Raw genomic sequence first — 15630 nt, 5'->3', positions numbered from 1 at the left:
GCAGATGGGATGGCGGAGGAGAATAGGCAGAAAGAGAAGAAAAAATGACTGAATCCGGTGACAAGAAGCAGCTTTTGCATCTCGTTTTTGGCGGCGAACTGGAAAGCCTCGATGACGTCCAGTTCCGTGATCTGAAGGGTCTCGATATCGTCGGCATTTTCCCGGATTATGCCACGGCGCTGACGGCCTGGAAGTCGAAGGCGCAGCAGACGGTCGACAATGCGCATATGCGCTACTTCATCGTCCACATGCATCGTTTGCTCGATCCGCAGGAAAAGGCCAAGGGTAACTGACCTCGGCCACGAAGCTGAGTCAGGGACCTCGGCCAGGAGCTTCGGCCGGGCACCTCGGGATGTGCCGCCGGCGCGACCGCTCGTCGAACGGGCTTTCGTGCATCGGGCGCCGTCGATCCGGATTGGTCGATCCGGATTGTTTGACGCATTCTGAACAAATTGATCGGCCATTGCGGCCGCAACGATAATTAGGGAATGGGTGTGATGTCGATCGGTTTTGATCGGAGGCTGGCGCAATGAGCTCCCGGATGGCGCGGTTCGGTCTGAGCGCATACCGTCTGGCGGGAACCGTGGCCTCTCCGGTCGTCGGCCTCTATATCACCTACCGCACCGCCAAGGGTAAGGAAGACCGGGCGCGCCGCCTGGAGCGCTTCGGTTATCCGAGCGCCAACCGGCCGCAGGGTCCGCTCGTCTGGTTCCATGCCGCAAGTGTCGGGGAAACCAACGCCGTCATCCCGCTGATCCGTGAAATCCGCCGCCGCGATATCCACGTCATCCTGACGACCGGCACCATCACCTCCGCCAAGCTCGCCGCCGAGCGCCTCGGCCAGGAGGCGATCCATCAATATGTGCCGCTCGACCTGAAACCCTCCGTCAGCCGCTTCCTCGATTATTGGCAGCCCGACTGCGCCATCATCGCCGAATCCGAGATCTGGCCGGCAACAGTGCTGGAGCTTGGCCGCCGCCGCATTCCGCAGATCCTGATCAATGCCCGCATGTCGGATCGCTCCTTTGCCCGCTGGCGCCGCCGCCCGGCGATCGCCGAAGCCTTGTTCGAGAATCTTGCCCTCGTCATTGCCCAGTCGGATGTCGATGCCGAACGTTTTCGCGATCTCGGCGCTGTCCCGGTCATCACCTCGGGCAATCTGAAGGTCGATACCGACGCACCGCCTTATGACAGCGCCGTCCTGGCCCGCTATAAGAAGCAGATCGGCGACCGCAAGACATGGGCGGCGATCTCGACCTTCGACGGCGAGGAGAATGCCGCCGCCATCGTTCATCGGGCGCTCAAGGAGCGTGATCATCAATTGACGATCATCGTGCCGCGTCATCCCGAGCGCAGCGACGAGATCGAGGCGGCTCTGGTCAAGCAGGGGCTGAAGGTCGCCCGCCGCACCCGCGACGACGTCTTGTCCGCCGATGTCGATATCTTCCTCGGCGATACGATCGGCGAAATGGGCCTCTATTTGCGACTGACGGAAATCGCTTTCGTCGGCCGCTCGCTCTTTGCCGAAGGCGGCCAGAATCCGCTGGAGCCTGCCATGCTCGGCTGCGCCATTCTTTCCGGCGGCCATGTGCAGAACTTCCGCGATGCCTATCAGAAGCTTGCCCGCAGCGGCAGCGCCCGCATGGTGCGCGATACCGAAATGCTGGCCAAGGGCGTGCACTACCTGCTGATCAACGACGAAGCCCGCCGCAATATGATCGAGGCCGGCATCACCGCCGTGCACGAGATGCGCGGTGCGCTGACGGCGACAGTGAAGGGGCTGGAGCCCTATATCAACCCGTTGACGGTGAAGGCGCGGCTGCTGCCCAAGGCCGTGGCCCAGCTCTGAGGAACGAAGATGTCGGCAGCCGCCCCCATCAAAGGCATTCTTTTCGACAAGGACGGCACGCTGCTCGACTATGACGAGAGCTGGCTGCCGGTAAACCGCGAGCTGGCTCGCATCGCCGCCGAAGGGGATCCGCTTCTCGCCGACCGGCTGCTTGCCGCCTGCGGCATGGATCCGGTGACCGGTCATATCGTTCCCGACAGCCTGCTTGCCGCCGGCAATACCCGCCAGATCGCCGAGGGCCTCGTTGCCGCCGGCTCGATGGTCGATGTCGGCGAACTGACGGTGCGCCTCGACGCGCTCTTTTCCAGCGCCGCCGAATTTTCCGTGCCGGTAACCGACCTTGCCGGCTTCTTTTCCCGGCTGCATCGGCGCGGCTTCAAGCTCGGCGTCGCCTCCAGCGACAATGAGCGGTCAATCCGCCAGACGGCGGAGCGCTTCGGTTTTGCCCGCTATATCGACTACGTCGCCGGCTATGACAGCGGTTTCGGCGTCAAGCCGGAGCCGGGCATGGTGCTCGGCTTCTGCGCCGCGACCGGTCTTTCGCCTGAAGAGGTCGCCATGGTCGGCGACAACAATCACGATCTGCACATGGGCCTGAATGCCGGGACGGGGCTGAGGATCGCGGTGCTGACCGGCACCGGTTCGCGGGATTCGCTTGCCGCCGCCGCCCATCACGTGCTCGACGATATCACCGCCATCGAGACGCTTTTGCCGGACCTGCAGCCGGCCTGACCGGTAAGGGCTTGCATTTTTTCAGGTTTTGGCTTCTCAATCCAGCCGATCGAAAAGCAGGGGACCGGCTGCGGCTGGAGCAATTCCAGCAAAAGTGCACAGCGGTTTTGCCGGGAAAAGCGCGCAGCGACTTTCCCAGGAATGGCGTGAGAACAAGGCCGGCAGGGGAGCGGGACGGCAAGATGATATCCGAAGCGCCGCCGTTCTGGTGGAGGAAAGCCGATTGGCGAGCCTGGCTGCTGCTGCCGCTTTCTTTTCTCTATGGCCGCATCGCCGGCCACCGCATGGCCCATGCGCGCCGCGCCTCCGTTCCGGTTCCGGTCATCTGCGTCGGCAATTTCACCGTCGGCGGCGCCGGCAAGACGCCGACGGCGCTGACGATCGCCCGTGCCGCCAAGGCGAAGGGGCTGAAGCCCGGTTTTCTCAGCAGGGGTTACGGCGGTTCGCTCGATGTAACCACCGTCGTCGATCCTGATCATCACCGGGCGGTTGCCGTCGGCGACGAGCCGTTGCTGCTTGCCCAGGAGGCGCTGACGGTGATTTCCCGAAGGCGTGTCGAGGGTGCTGCGCGCCTGGTGGCGGAGGGCGCCGAACTCATCATCATGGATGACGGGTTCCAGAGCGCCCGGCTGGCGATCGACTATGCCCTGCTCGTCATCGATGCGACCCGCGGCCTCGGCAACGGCCATATCGTGCCGGGCGGCCCTGTGCGAGCGCCGATCCGCCAGCAGCTGCGTCATGCGACGGCGCTGCTGAAGGTCGGCGGAGGCAATGCGGCCGACAGGATCGTCCGCATGGCGGCGCGGGCGGCAAAGCCCTATTTCACCGCATCGCTGAAAGTGCGGGGCGACAATACGCTCGCCGGCACGAAGGTGCTCGCCTTCGCCGGCATCGCTGATCCTTCGAAATTCTTCCGCACAGTGGAATCACGCGGCGCCGAAATCACGGTCGCCAAATCCTTCGGCGACCACGAGCACCTGACCGAGGAAGAGATCGACGACATCCTGACGACCGCCGAGCACCAGGGCCTTCTGATCGTCACCACCTCCAAGGATTTCGTCCGCCTCTCCGGCCATCCTGGCAAGGCAGCACGGCTCGCCGAAAAGAGCCGGGTGATCGAGATCGACATGGTGTTCGACGATCACCTCGCGCCCAGTCTCATCATCGACCGGGCGATCATCGCCTGTCGCGAGCGGCGCCTGCGGGAAATGAAGCCTGCCAGCCAGGGCAATCCAGGAAAAGCTGAGCCGCAGTTTTAAAGTGATAGAGGGCTTAACGCCGTTGGTTCGGCAGCACGCCGGCGCGTTTGTCGGCATCGATGGCCGAGATCACGTCGGCATAGGGCTCCTGCCGGGCGACGCTCCAGTAGCGCAACTCGTCGAGCGGGATCTGTTTCCCCGTCATCGCGCAGACGACATAGGAGCCGGGCGAGAGAATCTGGAAATCGCCATCGAGATACCGGATCTTCGCCTCGCGGTTTCCGTGCCCTTCGAACAAATTCATGCGCTCCGTTCCCTGCAGTCTGTCATTAGAGCATGTCGCGCAAAAGTGTGCCGCGGTTTTGCGATCACGACATGCGGAACACCAAAGATCTAAAGCGAGGCAAGCGAATCTGAAAGATTCGCGACACGCTTTAGTCTGCCATACTCTCGAAAGGGCTGCTTTTCCAGCTTTTTTAGCTTCTGCCGAAAAGCCGCTCGATATCGCTGAGCTTCAATTCGATATAGGTCGGCCGGCCGTGATTGCACTGGCCGGAGCCGGGCGTCACTTCCATTTCCCGCAGCAGCGCGTTCATTTCCTCCGGCCGCAGCCGCCGTCCGGAGCGCACCGATCCGTGGCAGGCCATGGTCGCCGCCACATATTCGAGCTTGGCCGACAGGCCCGACGCCGTATCCCATTCGGCGATCTCATCGGCAAGCTGGCGGATCAGGCCATGCGCATCGACCTCGCCGAGCATCGCCGGCGTCTCGCGCACGGCGATCGCCCCGGGGCCGAAACGCTCGATCGCCAGGCCGAGTTCGGAAAGCTCCGCCGCATGCTGCATCAGCCGGTCGCAATCCTCTTCCGGAATGTCGATGATCTCGGGGATGAGCAGCACCTGCGAAGCGAGCCGCTTCGAATGCAGCGCCTTGCGCATCGCCTCGAAGACCAGCCGCTCGTGCGCGGCATGCTGGTCGACGATCACCAGCCCGTCCTCGGTCTGGGCGACGATGTAATTTGCGTGGATCTGCGCCCGCGCCGCGCCGAGCGGATAGCGCGCGGTTGCTTCGGGGGCAGCCGGCTGCGGCGAAAACTGCGGCTCGGCCCGCGCCGTCGGCATCGACAGCCCGTCGAAGGACGCCTGCGGCCGTTCGCTGAGACCCGTTGCCGGCTGATAAGGCCGGAAGGGCGAGGTCTCGGCCGACCATGGCGCCTGCGGCCGCTGCGCCTGCGGCTGGAAGCCGGGGCGGAAGGAGCGCAGCATGTCGCTCGCCCCGGTCGTTGCCGCCCGACTGCCGTCGCGGGCCAAGGCCTCACGGATGGCGCCGACGATCAGGCCGCGCACCAGACCCGGGTCGCGGAACCGCACGTCGGATTTTGCCGGATGCACGTTGACGTCGACAAGAGCGGGATCGAGTGTGATCGACAGCACCGCCACCGGATGGCGTCCGGAAGGGATCGTCTCTGCATAGGCGCCGCGGATCGCCGAGAGGATCAGCTTATCCTGCACCGGTCGACCATTGACGAAGGCGTACTGATGGGCGGAATTGCCGCGATTGAAGGTCGGCACGCCGGCAAAACCGGTGAGCGAAATCTCCTCGCGCACGGCGTCGAGCGCAATGGCGTTGTCGCGGAATTCCTTGCCGAGCACCTGCGCCATGCGCGCCAGGTGATCGTCGCCGGTCGCCGGAAATTCCAGCGTCGTGCGGTCCGAGCCCGACAGCACGAAGCGTACGGCGGGAAAGGCGATCGCCATGCGCTTGACGATCTCGGTGATGGCGCCGGCCTCGGCCTTCTCCGTCTTCAGGAATTTGAGCCGGGCCGGTGTGGCGAAGAACAGGTCGCGCACTTCGACGATCGTGCCGGGATTGGCGGCGGCCGGCCTGATATGCGCGATTTTGCCGCCGGCGACAGCGATCTCGTGGCCGCCGGCGCTGTCGCGCCTGCGGCTGGCGATGCTAAGCTTGGCGACAGAGCCGATCGAGGGCAGCGCCTCGCCGCGGAAGCCGAGTGTGCGGATGTCCTCGAGCGTCTCCGATATCTTCGAGGTGCAGTGGCGCCTGACCGCCAGTTCCAGATCGGCCGCGTCCATGCCCGAGCCGTTGTCGCTGACGCGCAGCAGCGCCTTGCCGCCGCCTGATGTGGCGATCTCGATGCGGGTCGCGCCCGCGTCGAGCGCGTTTTCGATCAGTTCCTTGGCAGCGCTCGCCGGCCGTTCGATGACTTCGCCGGCGGCAATCTGGTTGATGAGCGTTTCGGAGAGCTGTCTGATGGCCATGGGCTATTTTCGGGGATTCGCGGGCTGGAGGGAAGGGGTTGGCGCAAGCTTTCCCTAGGCTTGATCGGGGCCTCCCTCAAGATCGGGGGCGCCGCTGCATGATTTCATCCTCAAATCGGAACCGATCTAAGGATGAAATTATGCAGCAGTTCAAAGTGTTACAGCGTCCTCTGCGCGGCTGGAAAAGACGCGCGGCGCTGTATTGTTAAGCCGGTTTTAACATAAAAATGGCATTTCTATTCATATACCTCCGGAAGCTGCGAAATCGAACAGATGTGGGACGCAATAGCATGAGTGCCGGCTTCGAAAAGGCGGACACATCATCAGAAATCGATGGGACCTCCGTCGAGGCCGATCTGCAGACGGCGCTATTCGATGTGGTGTGCGACAGCCTTTCCGCAGCTTTCATCATCTACGACAAAAACGACCATCTGATCTTTGCAAGCCGCCAGACGCTGGAGTTCTTCCCGCTACCGCCGGAGATGCTGAAGCCGGGCACCCGGCTTCGCGATTTCCTCGGGGCGATGTATGACACCGGCATTCGTCAGCAATATGCTGCGAAGCAGGGCGGCTCGCTCAGCCGCGAGGACTGGCTGTCGCAGAAAATCGCCTCGCATTGGCGCGAGCGCTTCGAATCCGTCGAGCGCCATGGCGCCGACAGCTGGGTCCGCTTCGTCAAGCGCAGGCTGCCGGGCGGTTACGGCGTTACCATCATCTCCGACATTTCCGAGGACAAGAAGCGCGAGGAGCAATGGCGTTCGGATCTGGAGCGCGTACAGCTGACCGAGGACATTCTCGACAATCTGCCGTTCCCGCTCTTCGTCAAGGACCGCAATCTCACCTATGTGGCCGTCAATCTCGCCTTCTGCGAAAAATATCAGACGACCGCCGACGAGGTGCTCGGGCGCAAGAGTGGCGATCTCTTCTCACCGGAGATCGCCAAGCGCTTTGAGGAAAGCGATCGTCATGTGCTGGAGACCGGCGAAATGTCGGTCTCGCGCCAACGACAGATCTCCCGCGACGGCATCGAGCGCGACATCGTCAGCCGCAAGCACCGTATCGGCAAGCCCGGCCGCTATTTCCTGGTGTCGACCACGCAGGACCTGCCGCGCGACGGCGCCGATCTCGACGAGTTCGGCCGGGCCTCGGCGATCACCACGTCAAGCAATCAAAGCTATCGCCGGGCCTATGTGCCGGTGCCGAGCGCCGTCGAGCGCCGCGAACCGGCGGCAATGGAAGCGATCGTTCCGGAGAATTTCTCGGGCCGCAAGGTCCTCGTCGTCACGGCCGACCTCGCCGCCGAGACCGCCGCGCTGCGGACCCTGTCGAAATACGGCTTCGAATCCTGCTCGGTCCGCGGCGAGGACGAAGAGGAGCGCTTCCTGGAAATCGCCACCTCCTCCGGCATCTCGCTCGATCTCCTGATCATCGACAATCAGATGGGCATGCGCTGCCTCGAACTCGCCGAGCAATACGGCATCCCGGCGCTGGTCATGGACGGTTTCCAGATCGCCAACGAGCTCACCTTCCAGATCGCCCGCCATTTCAATCGCAACAGCCGCAGTGCTGCCGGTTCGGATACGGATTGGGAAATCAGCATCTCCGACGACGTGGTCGGCCTGCAGGTTCTCGTGGCCGAGGACAATGATATCAACCAGATCGTTTTTTCGCAGATCCTCGAAGGCCTGGGCTACAGCCATATGATCGCGGCGACCGGCGACGAGGTCGTGCGGATGTGGGCCGAACACCGGCCGCAGATCGTACTGATGGATATTTCCCTGCCGGGCTTCAACGGCTTCGAGGCAGCGCGTCTCATCCGGCAGATGGAGGAAACCGGTGGCGGAGCCCGCACCCCGATCATCGGCGTGCTCACCCAGGCCTTCGAGCGCGACCGCGCCGAATGCGTCAAATCAGGCATGGACGACGTCATCATGAAACCCGTCAGCCCCGACATGCTGGAGACCGTATTTCAGAAGTACCTGATGGATGAGGCCGTGCGGGCGCGAGGCTAGGCGGAGAGCCCCGTCAATTCCCTAAATTTTGGGGCGGTTCAGGCGGCAGAAGCCGATGATTTACTATCGAATTGTTAAGACATGCCGGTCATTCTTTGCATGGCTCCGGAGGAAAGCTCGGGTTTGGATGATAAAATCGGCGGACATAGCCTTCTTGACCGTCGGTCAGAACGAGCTTCAGGCGATGGCCTATACCGATCCGCTGACCGGATTGGGAAACCGCAATCGCATGCGCGACAAGGTCTTGCAGATCTCTTCCGAGCGTGCCAGCGACCCGGCCCCCTTCACCATCGGCATCGCCAATCTCGACAGTTTCAAACCGATCAACGATCTCTTCGGCTCGGCAGCCGGCGATGAAATCCTTTGCCAGGTCGCCCACCGCCTCAAGGCTTGTATTCCCGATGGTGCATTGGTCACCCGTCATGATGGTGACGAATTCGCTTTCGTGCTGCCGCTGATTTTCGAGCGGGCGAGTGCCGAGAAATTCGGTCAGATGATCCGCGAGGTTCTGTCGGCTCCCTATGACCTCGGTGACCGCAACGTCCGTCTCTCCGCTTCCCTCGGCTTCTCCATCTATCCCTTCGCCGGAGAGGATTGCGATGAACTGCTGAAGAGCGCCGAAACCGCCCTCTACCGTTCCAAGCGCCGCGGTCGCGGCCAGATCACCGTCTACTCGCGCGAGATCGCCCAGGAGATGAAGCGCGCGACGCAGCTGGAGCAGGCGCTCAGAAACGCCATCATCTCCGATGCGATCGATGTGCATTTCCAGCCGATCGTCTCGCTGTCCAACAACCAGGTCGTCGGTTTCGAGGCGCTCGCCCGCTGGAACGATCCCGATCTCGGCTTCGTCCCGCCCGGCGTCTTCGTGCCGCTCGCCGAAGAGCGCGGCTTCATCGACGCGCTGTCGGAAGCACTGCTGCGCAAAGCCGCCGAAGCCGCCCTTTCCTGGCCACGCGACCTCTTCCTGTCGTTCAATCTCTCCTCGGCTCAGCTGATGGATCCGGGCACCAGCGGCAGCATCCTGTCGATCCTCGGCCGCGTCGGCTTCGATCCCCATCGCCTGGAGCTGGAGATCACCGAGACCGCGGTGATGAGCTCGGCCGATACCGCCCATCGCATCATCGCCGATCTGCGCGCCGCCGGCGTGCGCATCTCTCTCGACGATTTCGGCACCGGCCAGTCGAGCCTCGGGCGCCTGCGCGACTTCATCTTCGACAAGATCAAGATCGACCGGGCCTTCGTCTCACGCATCAATTCCGACCGCGCCTCCGAACATATCATCAAGGCGATCCTGACCATGTGCGAGGGTCTGGAGCTGGAGGTCGTGGCGGAAGGGATCGAGGATTATGCCGAGGCGGTTAAGCTGCGCACGCTCGGCTGCGGCATGGGCCAGGGCTATCACTTCGGCCGTCCGGCCGACGGTATCGCCACGCTGCGCTTCCTGCACGAGAACTATTACGATCCGACCATGGTGGAGCGGGTCAGCGCATAAAGCGATGGCGCCCCTAGGAGCGCCATCGCCTACGCTATACTACCGCGCGTGGTTTACTTGACCCCGGTCTACTTGGCCGTGGTCGAGCCTGTTGACGTGGCGTCGGTCGGCAGGGCGGTACCGGTGGCCGGTGCCTTTTCAGCCGACTGCATGGCCAGCGTCTTGAACTCAGGTGCGGCCTTCAGCGATTCAGCCGTTTCGCTTGTCGTCAGTTTGACGCTGCCGTCCTGGGTGTTCTGGGCGACGGTGATCTTGTCCATCGGCACGGCGACGTTCTTTTCGCCGATACCGAGGAAGCCGCCGACGCCAACGATCGCGGCAACCAAGCCGCCATCCTTCTTCATGATCAGGTCGTTGACGCTGCCGATACTTTCATTGTTGCCGTTATAGACCGACTGGCCGATATAAGTATTGGCGCTGATCTGATCAGGAGCCTGTTCGGTGATATAGCCGGCCTGAGCCGTGTCTGTCGTCGCGGCCGGGGCGGGAGCCTGTGCGGCATCGCCTGCGGGCTTGGTGACGTCAGGAGTGATCGGCGGCTTCGGGGCTGCCGGATCGGCAGGCGCCGCTTGGGTCGGAGCGGCGGGATCCGCCGGCTGCGCGGCCGTCTGTGAGAATGCCGCCGGTGCGAAAGCCGTGGCAAACAGCGCGCCAGCGGCAACGGTCGTCAAGAGTTTGCGTGTCATTTCGAACCTACCTTCAGTTCCCTAGAGTGATCGCTGACCCGGCAATATCTGTGTGATTGCCGCGCCGGTTCGAAGGGAAAATGACTGGTGGGCCGATTGGTTCCGGTTGAAAACACGGAAAATTTCTCGATTCTCACGGAACATTTATCGAAGAACTGCTGCAAAAACGAGAAAAGGCGCCCCGGTCGGGAGCGCCTCTGGAGGTCGTTGGCAAAGCCGGATTCAGATCACATAGACCGGATCGAACGCGCCTTTGACCTCGATGCCGAGTTCCAGAAGCGCGCCGGCGCTCGGCTGGGCCGAACGGGCATTTTCATCCAGCCCTTCCCAGGCGGTGGTGACCGCCAGCCGGTCGGCATTGACGCCGATGAAGGCGGGGCAGGAGGGCTGGACGGCAGGAACCTTGTAGCGGGAGATGCGCAGGCCATCGGGATTGTAGCGGTCGACGACCCCCGCACCCCAGCGTGCATTCCAGATATAACCATCGGCATCGACCACCGAGCCGTCGATGTCGCCGGGCTCGTTCATGCTGTCGACGAGCACGATCGGTTCGCCCGAGGGCAGGCCGGTCTGCGGATCGACCATGACCCGCATCAGCCGGTTGATGCGGGAATCCGTATAATAGCCGACCGTGCCGTCCGGCGAGAAGCAGATTGAATTCGGGATGCTGATGCCGTTGAAGATCTTCGTCACCTTGCCGCTGGCGACATGATAGATGGCGCCGGCCTGGTTTTCCGCCCGCTTGCTCATCGTGCCGATCCAGAGTGCACCGGAAGGATGGGTGCGGCCGTCGTTCGAACGGTTTTCCGGCCTGTCGTTTTCGAGCGCGGCGTAGAAGGTGAGGTTGCCGCTGGCCACGTCGCGCACGAAAAGCCCTTCCTCCGTCGCGATCAGCTGCCGTCCGGCGTCGATGCGGGCAAGTACGCTCGCCATCACAGGCAGCGGATGCACCTTTTTCGCGCCTGTCGAAAGATTGAGCTCATGCAGTTCCTTGCCCAGGATGTTGAACCACCAGACGGTATTGCTGTCCGGATCATAGGTCGGGCCTTCGCCGAGGACGGAATTGGTGTTGCAAAGGGTTTTGCCCTCGAACTCATAAATATCGGTCATACGCTCACGCTCCCAATGGCTGCATCATAGGCGTAAATGGTCGCCTTGGCGCGCTCGGCAACCTCTGACGCGGTCATTCCGGGTTTGTAGATGCTGGTGCCGAGGCCGAAGGCGAAGATGCCGGCCTTGGTATAATCGCCGAAGTTCTTGTCCGATACGCCGCCGACGGCGGCAATCGTGAGTTCCGGCGGCAGGATGGCCCGGATCGCCGTGATGCCGGAAGGACCAAGCACGCTTGCCGGAAAGAATTTGAGACCGGTGGCGCCGGCGCGTGCTGCCGCCAGCGCCTCGGTCGGGGTAAAGACACCCGGCATCGTCACCATGCCGTATCCGCGCGCCCGGATGATTACCTCAGGCTCGACATTCGGCGTGACAAGCAGCTTGCCGCCGGCAGCATGCAGGCTGTCGACCGCCTCGACCGTCAGCACAGTGCCGGCGCCGATCAGCACGTGTGCCGGCGCCATCTTCGCGGCGATCTCGATGGATTTGAACGGTTCGGGCGAGTTGAGTGGGATCTCGATCGCCGTCAGGCCGTTTTCGATCAAGGCGCCGACGACGCTTTCGGTCTCTTCAGGCCTGATGCCGCGAAGGATGGCGATCAGCGGACGCTTCATGTCGGGGAAGGGGATACGGGTCATTGTGTCAGCTTTCTAATTCGGCCAGATGGCTTCGGCGGCAGCCGAAAGCCCGCGGCGCACGGCGGCGTCGGCGTCGATGGCGGTGAAGGCAAGGGAGAGGGTTTTGAAAGCCTGTTCATAGAGCGCCTGCAGGCGCCCGGAGGCAACGAGGGTGATGTCTGAGTTGGCCGCATCCTGCAGTGCCCCGGCGATTTCGAGGCCGATCAGCGTGCCGGAAAGCCGGGCTTGCGCGGCAGCGGCTGAAATGCCGTGCAGGAGCTGGCCCGAGCGGGCCGTGAACAGCAGGTTGGAGGCAAGGGCCGGGCGCGCGAAAGCCGCCGAGACCGCCGCCTCGAAGGCCGCCGCATCCGCCGGCTGCTCTTCCGCCCCCGCAACCGCATGCGACAGGATCGTGTGTTTGCTGATGACGTCGAAAAGCTCGCCGGTCATGAAGGTCGAAAAGCCGGTAACTTTGCCGTCCGTCACATGCACCCATTTCGAATGCGTGCCGGGCATGCAGACCGCCTGCGCTCCGGAGCTTGCGCGGCCGAGCGCGCCGAGCAGCTGGGTTTCCTCGCCGCGCATGACGTCGGGTGTGGCGATATCCCGCTGGGCAAGGCCCGGCAGGATGCGGATGTCGCGGCTTTCGCCGGGCACGGAGACCGCCCCGGTGAGGATCGCGGCGAGCGGCGCCGGCACGTCGATATAACCGGCCTCGACCCAGCCTTGCCTGGCGCCGGCCATGCCGCAGACGATCACCGGCAGGTTTTCCGGCGCTTCGATGGCAGCGAGATGGCTGGCAAGCACGGTGGAAAAGCCGGTCTTTGCGGCGCTCGTCATACCTTCGCCGCTGCGGCGTTCGGCACGGACGGTGCCGTCCCGGTCGATCAGCCAGAGCCGGAAGCTGCTGGTGCCCCAGTCCACCGCGACATAAGCGGGATTTGCCATTACAGAACGCCTCCATCGACAATCAGGGACTGGGCGGTCATCGCCGCCGCGCAGTCGGATGCAAGAAACAGGCAGGGACCGACGATCGCATCGGGCTTGAGGGCGACTTTCAGGCACTGGTCCTCGACCGAACTCGCAATGCTCTCCTCGGTCAGCCAGAGCTGCATCTGCCGCTCGGTGACGACCATGCCGGGCAGGATGCAGTTGACGCGGATATTCTCCGGCCCGAGCCTGCCCGCCATGCTCTTCGTCAGCCCGACGACCGCAGCCTTCGCCGCCGCATAGGCGGGAAAGCCGCCCATGTTCAGCTTGAAGGCGATCGACGACATATTGATGATCGCCCCGCCGCCGGCCGTCCGCATCGACGGCACGACTGCCTGCGAGGTAAAGAACACATGCCTGAGGTTGACCGCCTGGTTGTTGTCCCAATAGGCTTCGGTCACCGCGTCGAATTCATGGCGGTCGTCCCAGGCGGCATTGTTGACCAGCACGCGGATCGGTCCGGACCGCGCAACGACGGTATCGACCGTGCGTCGGATCGCCTCGATGTCGCGCAGGTCGGCATGGTGAAAGGAAACCGGATGCGCCGTCTCGCGCGACAGCCTTTCGGCGAGCTCGCGGCCTGCGGTCTCGGCGATATCGATGAACGACACCTTGGCGCCCTGGCGCGCGAAACCTTCGACGATCGCAGCGCCGATGCCCGATCCGCCGCCGGTCACGAGCACGGCTCGGTCCTTGAACTCGGGAAATTGTGCTGTTGGCATCATGGTCACTGTCATCGTCAGCGGCGCCTCCCGATCTTATCGCTATTCCATTATTTGGAACTTAATTTGACTATATGGAATTATCGAATTACACTGGCCTTTCTGTCAAGGGTGAGTGAGGCGATGAATTCAAACGGCGACGGGCCAGCACAGTCACGCGAAACCGGCACGCTCGGCAAACTGATGGTTCTGCTCGATCTCGTCACCCATGCCGATGCGCCGCTGCGTTTCACCGATATCCTGGCTCTTGCCGGCCAGCCGCGTGGCACGCTGCATCGCCAGCTGAGTCACCTGGTGGAGGAAGGCCTGCTCGAACTCGATGGCGACGGCCGTTATGCGCCGGGCCTGCGCCTGCTCGATTTCGCCGCGCGCAGCTGGGCGCGCAACGAATTTCGCCTGATTGCCGAGCCGCACCTCGCCGATCTGCAGCAGGCGACCGGCGAGACGGTGCATCTCGGTGTTCTGAGAGGCCAGTCGATCATCTATCTCGACAAGGTCGAAGGCAGGCAGCCGGTGCGCATGTATTCGCAGATCGGCAATGCCTCGCCCTGTTACTGCACCGGCGTCGGCAAGGCGGCCCTGTCGCTGCTGCCGGCCGAGAGCCTCGGCGATCTCATCGCCGGCCTGAGCTTCACCAGCTTTACCGCATCGACCCATGTCTCGGCCGAAACGCTGCTGGAAGAAATCCGCGAAATTGCCGATCAGGGCTTTGCCTTCGACCGTGAGGAGCACGAGGCCGGCATCCGTTGCGTTGCCGCACCCGTCTGGTCGGAGGATCGGACTTTTATTGGGGGCGTTTCGATCACCGGCCCGGCCTATCGCCTGTCGATGGAACTTCTGCGCCAATGGGCCGTTCCGGTTCAGCTGGCAGCTGGGAGGATCATGGAAGGCATGCGCGTCCGTCTGGGGCCGCGCCGCTGACGGAAAAAATCGCAGTCCGCCCGCCGCTGGACGCGATCGCAGAGCATGCTTATGGTGAGCGCGATATTGAGATTTGCTGGCGAATCACCACAACTAGAACGGTCAGCGAAATCTACAACCATTCAACGGCCGAACGCTAAACGCCAAAGCCGATCCCATGTGATCCCAGGCGATCATCATTCCCTATGCAATCGAAACACCCATGGCGGGCAGGTTTCGCAAACGGTTTGCCGGCCGCTGTGCCGAAGATGAAGAAATGTGATGGCACCCTTGTCGCAAGCATCCCCGGAAGAAGACGATCATGTTCAGGAAATAGCCGGACTGAAGACCCAGTTCGATATTTTCCGTTTCATGAAGCGTGTGACCGAAGCCTATCGCAGCCGGGCCTTCATGGTTCTCAACCTGCCGCCCGTCACTTCCTTCGATCTTCAGGGCAGCACGGTCATCACCAGTTGGCCGGCCGAGCTTCTGGCGCTTTACGACCAGGAAGGCCTGATGGTGAACAGCCCGGTTCTGAGGCGCTTGAGAACATCGGCGCGACCCTTCTTCTACGACATGTCGCGCCAGAACTGGTCGCGGGACGACGGCAAGTCCATCCTCGTCGTCTCCCTGTTCGAGCGTTTCAAGATGATGCGCGGCGCCTATTTTCCGACGCATGAGCCCTCCGGCCTGCGCGGCGCCGTCTCTTTCGCCGGCGACCGCGAACCCTTCAGCCCGGCCGAGATGCGCGAACTCTGCTATATCGCCATCCATGTCTTCGACAGGCTCGCCGAGATCCGCAACCTCGATACGCGCATCACCGACACGCTGACCGACCGCGAGATCGATTGCCTCAACTGGACGGCGGCCGGCAAGACCAGCGCCGAAATCGCCGAAATCCTCACGCTGTCCGAGCACACGGTCAATCACTACCTCAACCGCGCCACCAAGAAGCTCGACACAGTTAATCGCACCCAGGCGGTCGCCAAGGCGCTGCGCATCGGCCTGATCAAATAAGTTGCAAAAAACAACCGCGTGCTTT

At 62.8% G+C, this 15630-nt stretch carries 15 protein-coding genes; 8 read left to right on the top strand and 7 right to left on the bottom strand.

All coding sequences use genetic code 11. The annotated features are described in order from the left end of the window. Positions 1 to 44: 44 nt before the first annotated feature. From EEQ99_RS12825 to lpxK, 4 genes are all read left to right on the top strand, one after another. Complete coding sequence (locus EEQ99_RS12825) at positions 45 to 293, top strand: DUF4170 domain-containing protein (RefSeq protein ID WP_047613812.1); 249 nt, start codon at positions 45 to 47, stop codon at positions 291 to 293. 236 nt (positions 294 to 529) lie between these two features. After that, positions 530 to 1849, top strand: a complete 1320-nt coding sequence (waaA, locus tag EEQ99_RS12820; RefSeq protein WP_047613814.1) for a lipid IV(A) 3-deoxy-D-manno-octulosonic acid transferase — start codon at positions 530 to 532, stop codon at positions 1847 to 1849. Between the two features lie 9 nt (positions 1850 to 1858). Then, positions 1859 to 2581 (top strand): HAD family hydrolase, encoded by a 723-nt coding sequence (locus EEQ99_RS12815; protein ID WP_047613816.1) that lies wholly within the window; start codon positions 1859 to 1861, stop codon positions 2579 to 2581. 182 nt (positions 2582 to 2763) lie between these two features. Beyond that, positions 2764 to 3840, top strand: a complete 1077-nt coding sequence (lpxK, locus tag EEQ99_RS12810) for a tetraacyldisaccharide 4'-kinase (RefSeq protein WP_127430548.1) — start codon at positions 2764 to 2766, stop codon at positions 3838 to 3840. A gap of 13 nt (positions 3841 to 3853) precedes the next feature. Here the strand turns inward: lpxK and EEQ99_RS12805 are convergent, their stop codons facing one another. Then, positions 3854 to 4084 (bottom strand): DUF2093 domain-containing protein, encoded by a 231-nt coding sequence (locus EEQ99_RS12805; RefSeq protein ID WP_003545832.1) that lies wholly within the window; start codon positions 4082 to 4084, stop codon positions 3854 to 3856. A 172-nt stretch (positions 4085 to 4256) separates the two neighbouring features. After that, a complete protein-coding gene (gene mutL / locus EEQ99_RS12800; protein ID WP_127430547.1) occupies positions 4257 to 6059 on the bottom strand; it encodes a DNA mismatch repair endonuclease MutL in 1803 nt (600 codons plus the stop codon). A gap of 290 nt (positions 6060 to 6349) precedes the next feature. Here mutL and EEQ99_RS12795 point away from each other — a divergent pair, with 290 nt between their 5' ends. Then, positions 6350 to 8071 (top strand): response regulator, encoded by a 1722-nt coding sequence (locus EEQ99_RS12795; RefSeq protein WP_063476421.1) that lies wholly within the window; start codon positions 6350 to 6352, stop codon positions 8069 to 8071. Positions 8072 to 8198: 127 nt separating this feature from the next. Then, a complete protein-coding gene (locus EEQ99_RS12790; protein WP_063476422.1) occupies positions 8199 to 9563 on the top strand; it encodes a putative bifunctional diguanylate cyclase/phosphodiesterase in 1365 nt (454 codons plus the stop codon). Positions 9564 to 9631: 68 nt separating this feature from the next. On the opposite strand, the gene EEQ99_RS12785 is transcribed toward EEQ99_RS12790, so the two are convergent. The 5 genes from EEQ99_RS12785 to EEQ99_RS12765 all read right to left on the bottom strand — a co-directional run bounded on the left by EEQ99_RS12785 (position 9632) and on the right by EEQ99_RS12765 (position 13691). Next, a complete protein-coding gene (locus EEQ99_RS12785) occupies positions 9632 to 10249 on the bottom strand; it encodes a PRC-barrel domain-containing protein (RefSeq protein WP_127430546.1) in 618 nt (205 codons plus the stop codon). A gap of 222 nt (positions 10250 to 10471) precedes the next feature. Then, positions 10472 to 11359: an SMP-30/gluconolactonase/LRE family protein gene (locus EEQ99_RS12780; protein WP_097542864.1), complete on the bottom strand. Its 888-nt coding sequence runs from the start codon at positions 11357 to 11359 to the stop codon at positions 10472 to 10474. Then, positions 11356 to 11997, bottom strand: coding sequence for a 2-dehydro-3-deoxy-6-phosphogalactonate aldolase (locus EEQ99_RS12775; protein WP_047613830.1), 642 nt, complete (start codon positions 11995 to 11997; stop codon positions 11356 to 11358). The genes EEQ99_RS12780 and EEQ99_RS12775 overlap by 4 nt, the downstream gene beginning before the upstream one ends. A gap of 12 nt (positions 11998 to 12009) precedes the next feature. Beyond that, the gene (locus tag EEQ99_RS12770) at positions 12010 to 12924 is read right to left on the bottom strand and encodes a 2-dehydro-3-deoxygalactonokinase (RefSeq protein ID WP_127430545.1); all 915 of its coding nucleotides are present in this window, start codon (positions 12922 to 12924) and stop codon (positions 12010 to 12012) included. Next, positions 12924 to 13691 (bottom strand): SDR family NAD(P)-dependent oxidoreductase, encoded by a 768-nt coding sequence (locus EEQ99_RS12765; protein ID WP_174824453.1) that lies wholly within the window; start codon positions 13689 to 13691, stop codon positions 12924 to 12926. Before EEQ99_RS12765 ends, EEQ99_RS12770 begins: the two co-directional genes overlap by 1 nt. 120 nt (positions 13692 to 13811) lie before the next feature. Between EEQ99_RS12765 and EEQ99_RS12760 the strand changes: the two genes are divergently transcribed. After that, complete coding sequence (locus tag EEQ99_RS12760; protein WP_127430544.1) at positions 13812 to 14609, top strand: IclR family transcriptional regulator; 798 nt, start codon at positions 13812 to 13814, stop codon at positions 14607 to 14609. 261 nt (positions 14610 to 14870) lie between these two features. Then, positions 14871 to 15605 carry a LuxR family transcriptional regulator gene (locus EEQ99_RS12755; RefSeq protein WP_047613834.1) on the top strand — a complete coding sequence of 245 codons (735 nt, stop codon included), beginning with the start codon at positions 14871 to 14873 and terminating at the stop codon, positions 15603 to 15605. The last annotated feature ends 25 nt before the right edge of the window (positions 15606 to 15630 follow it).

This window comes from Rhizobium anhuiense (genome assembly GCF_003985145.1).
GTDB lineage: Bacteria > Pseudomonadota > Alphaproteobacteria > Rhizobiales > Rhizobiaceae > Rhizobium > Rhizobium anhuiense.
Note: the sequence above shows the minus strand (reverse complement) of the source record. Positions and strands in the feature narration are given on the sequence as shown.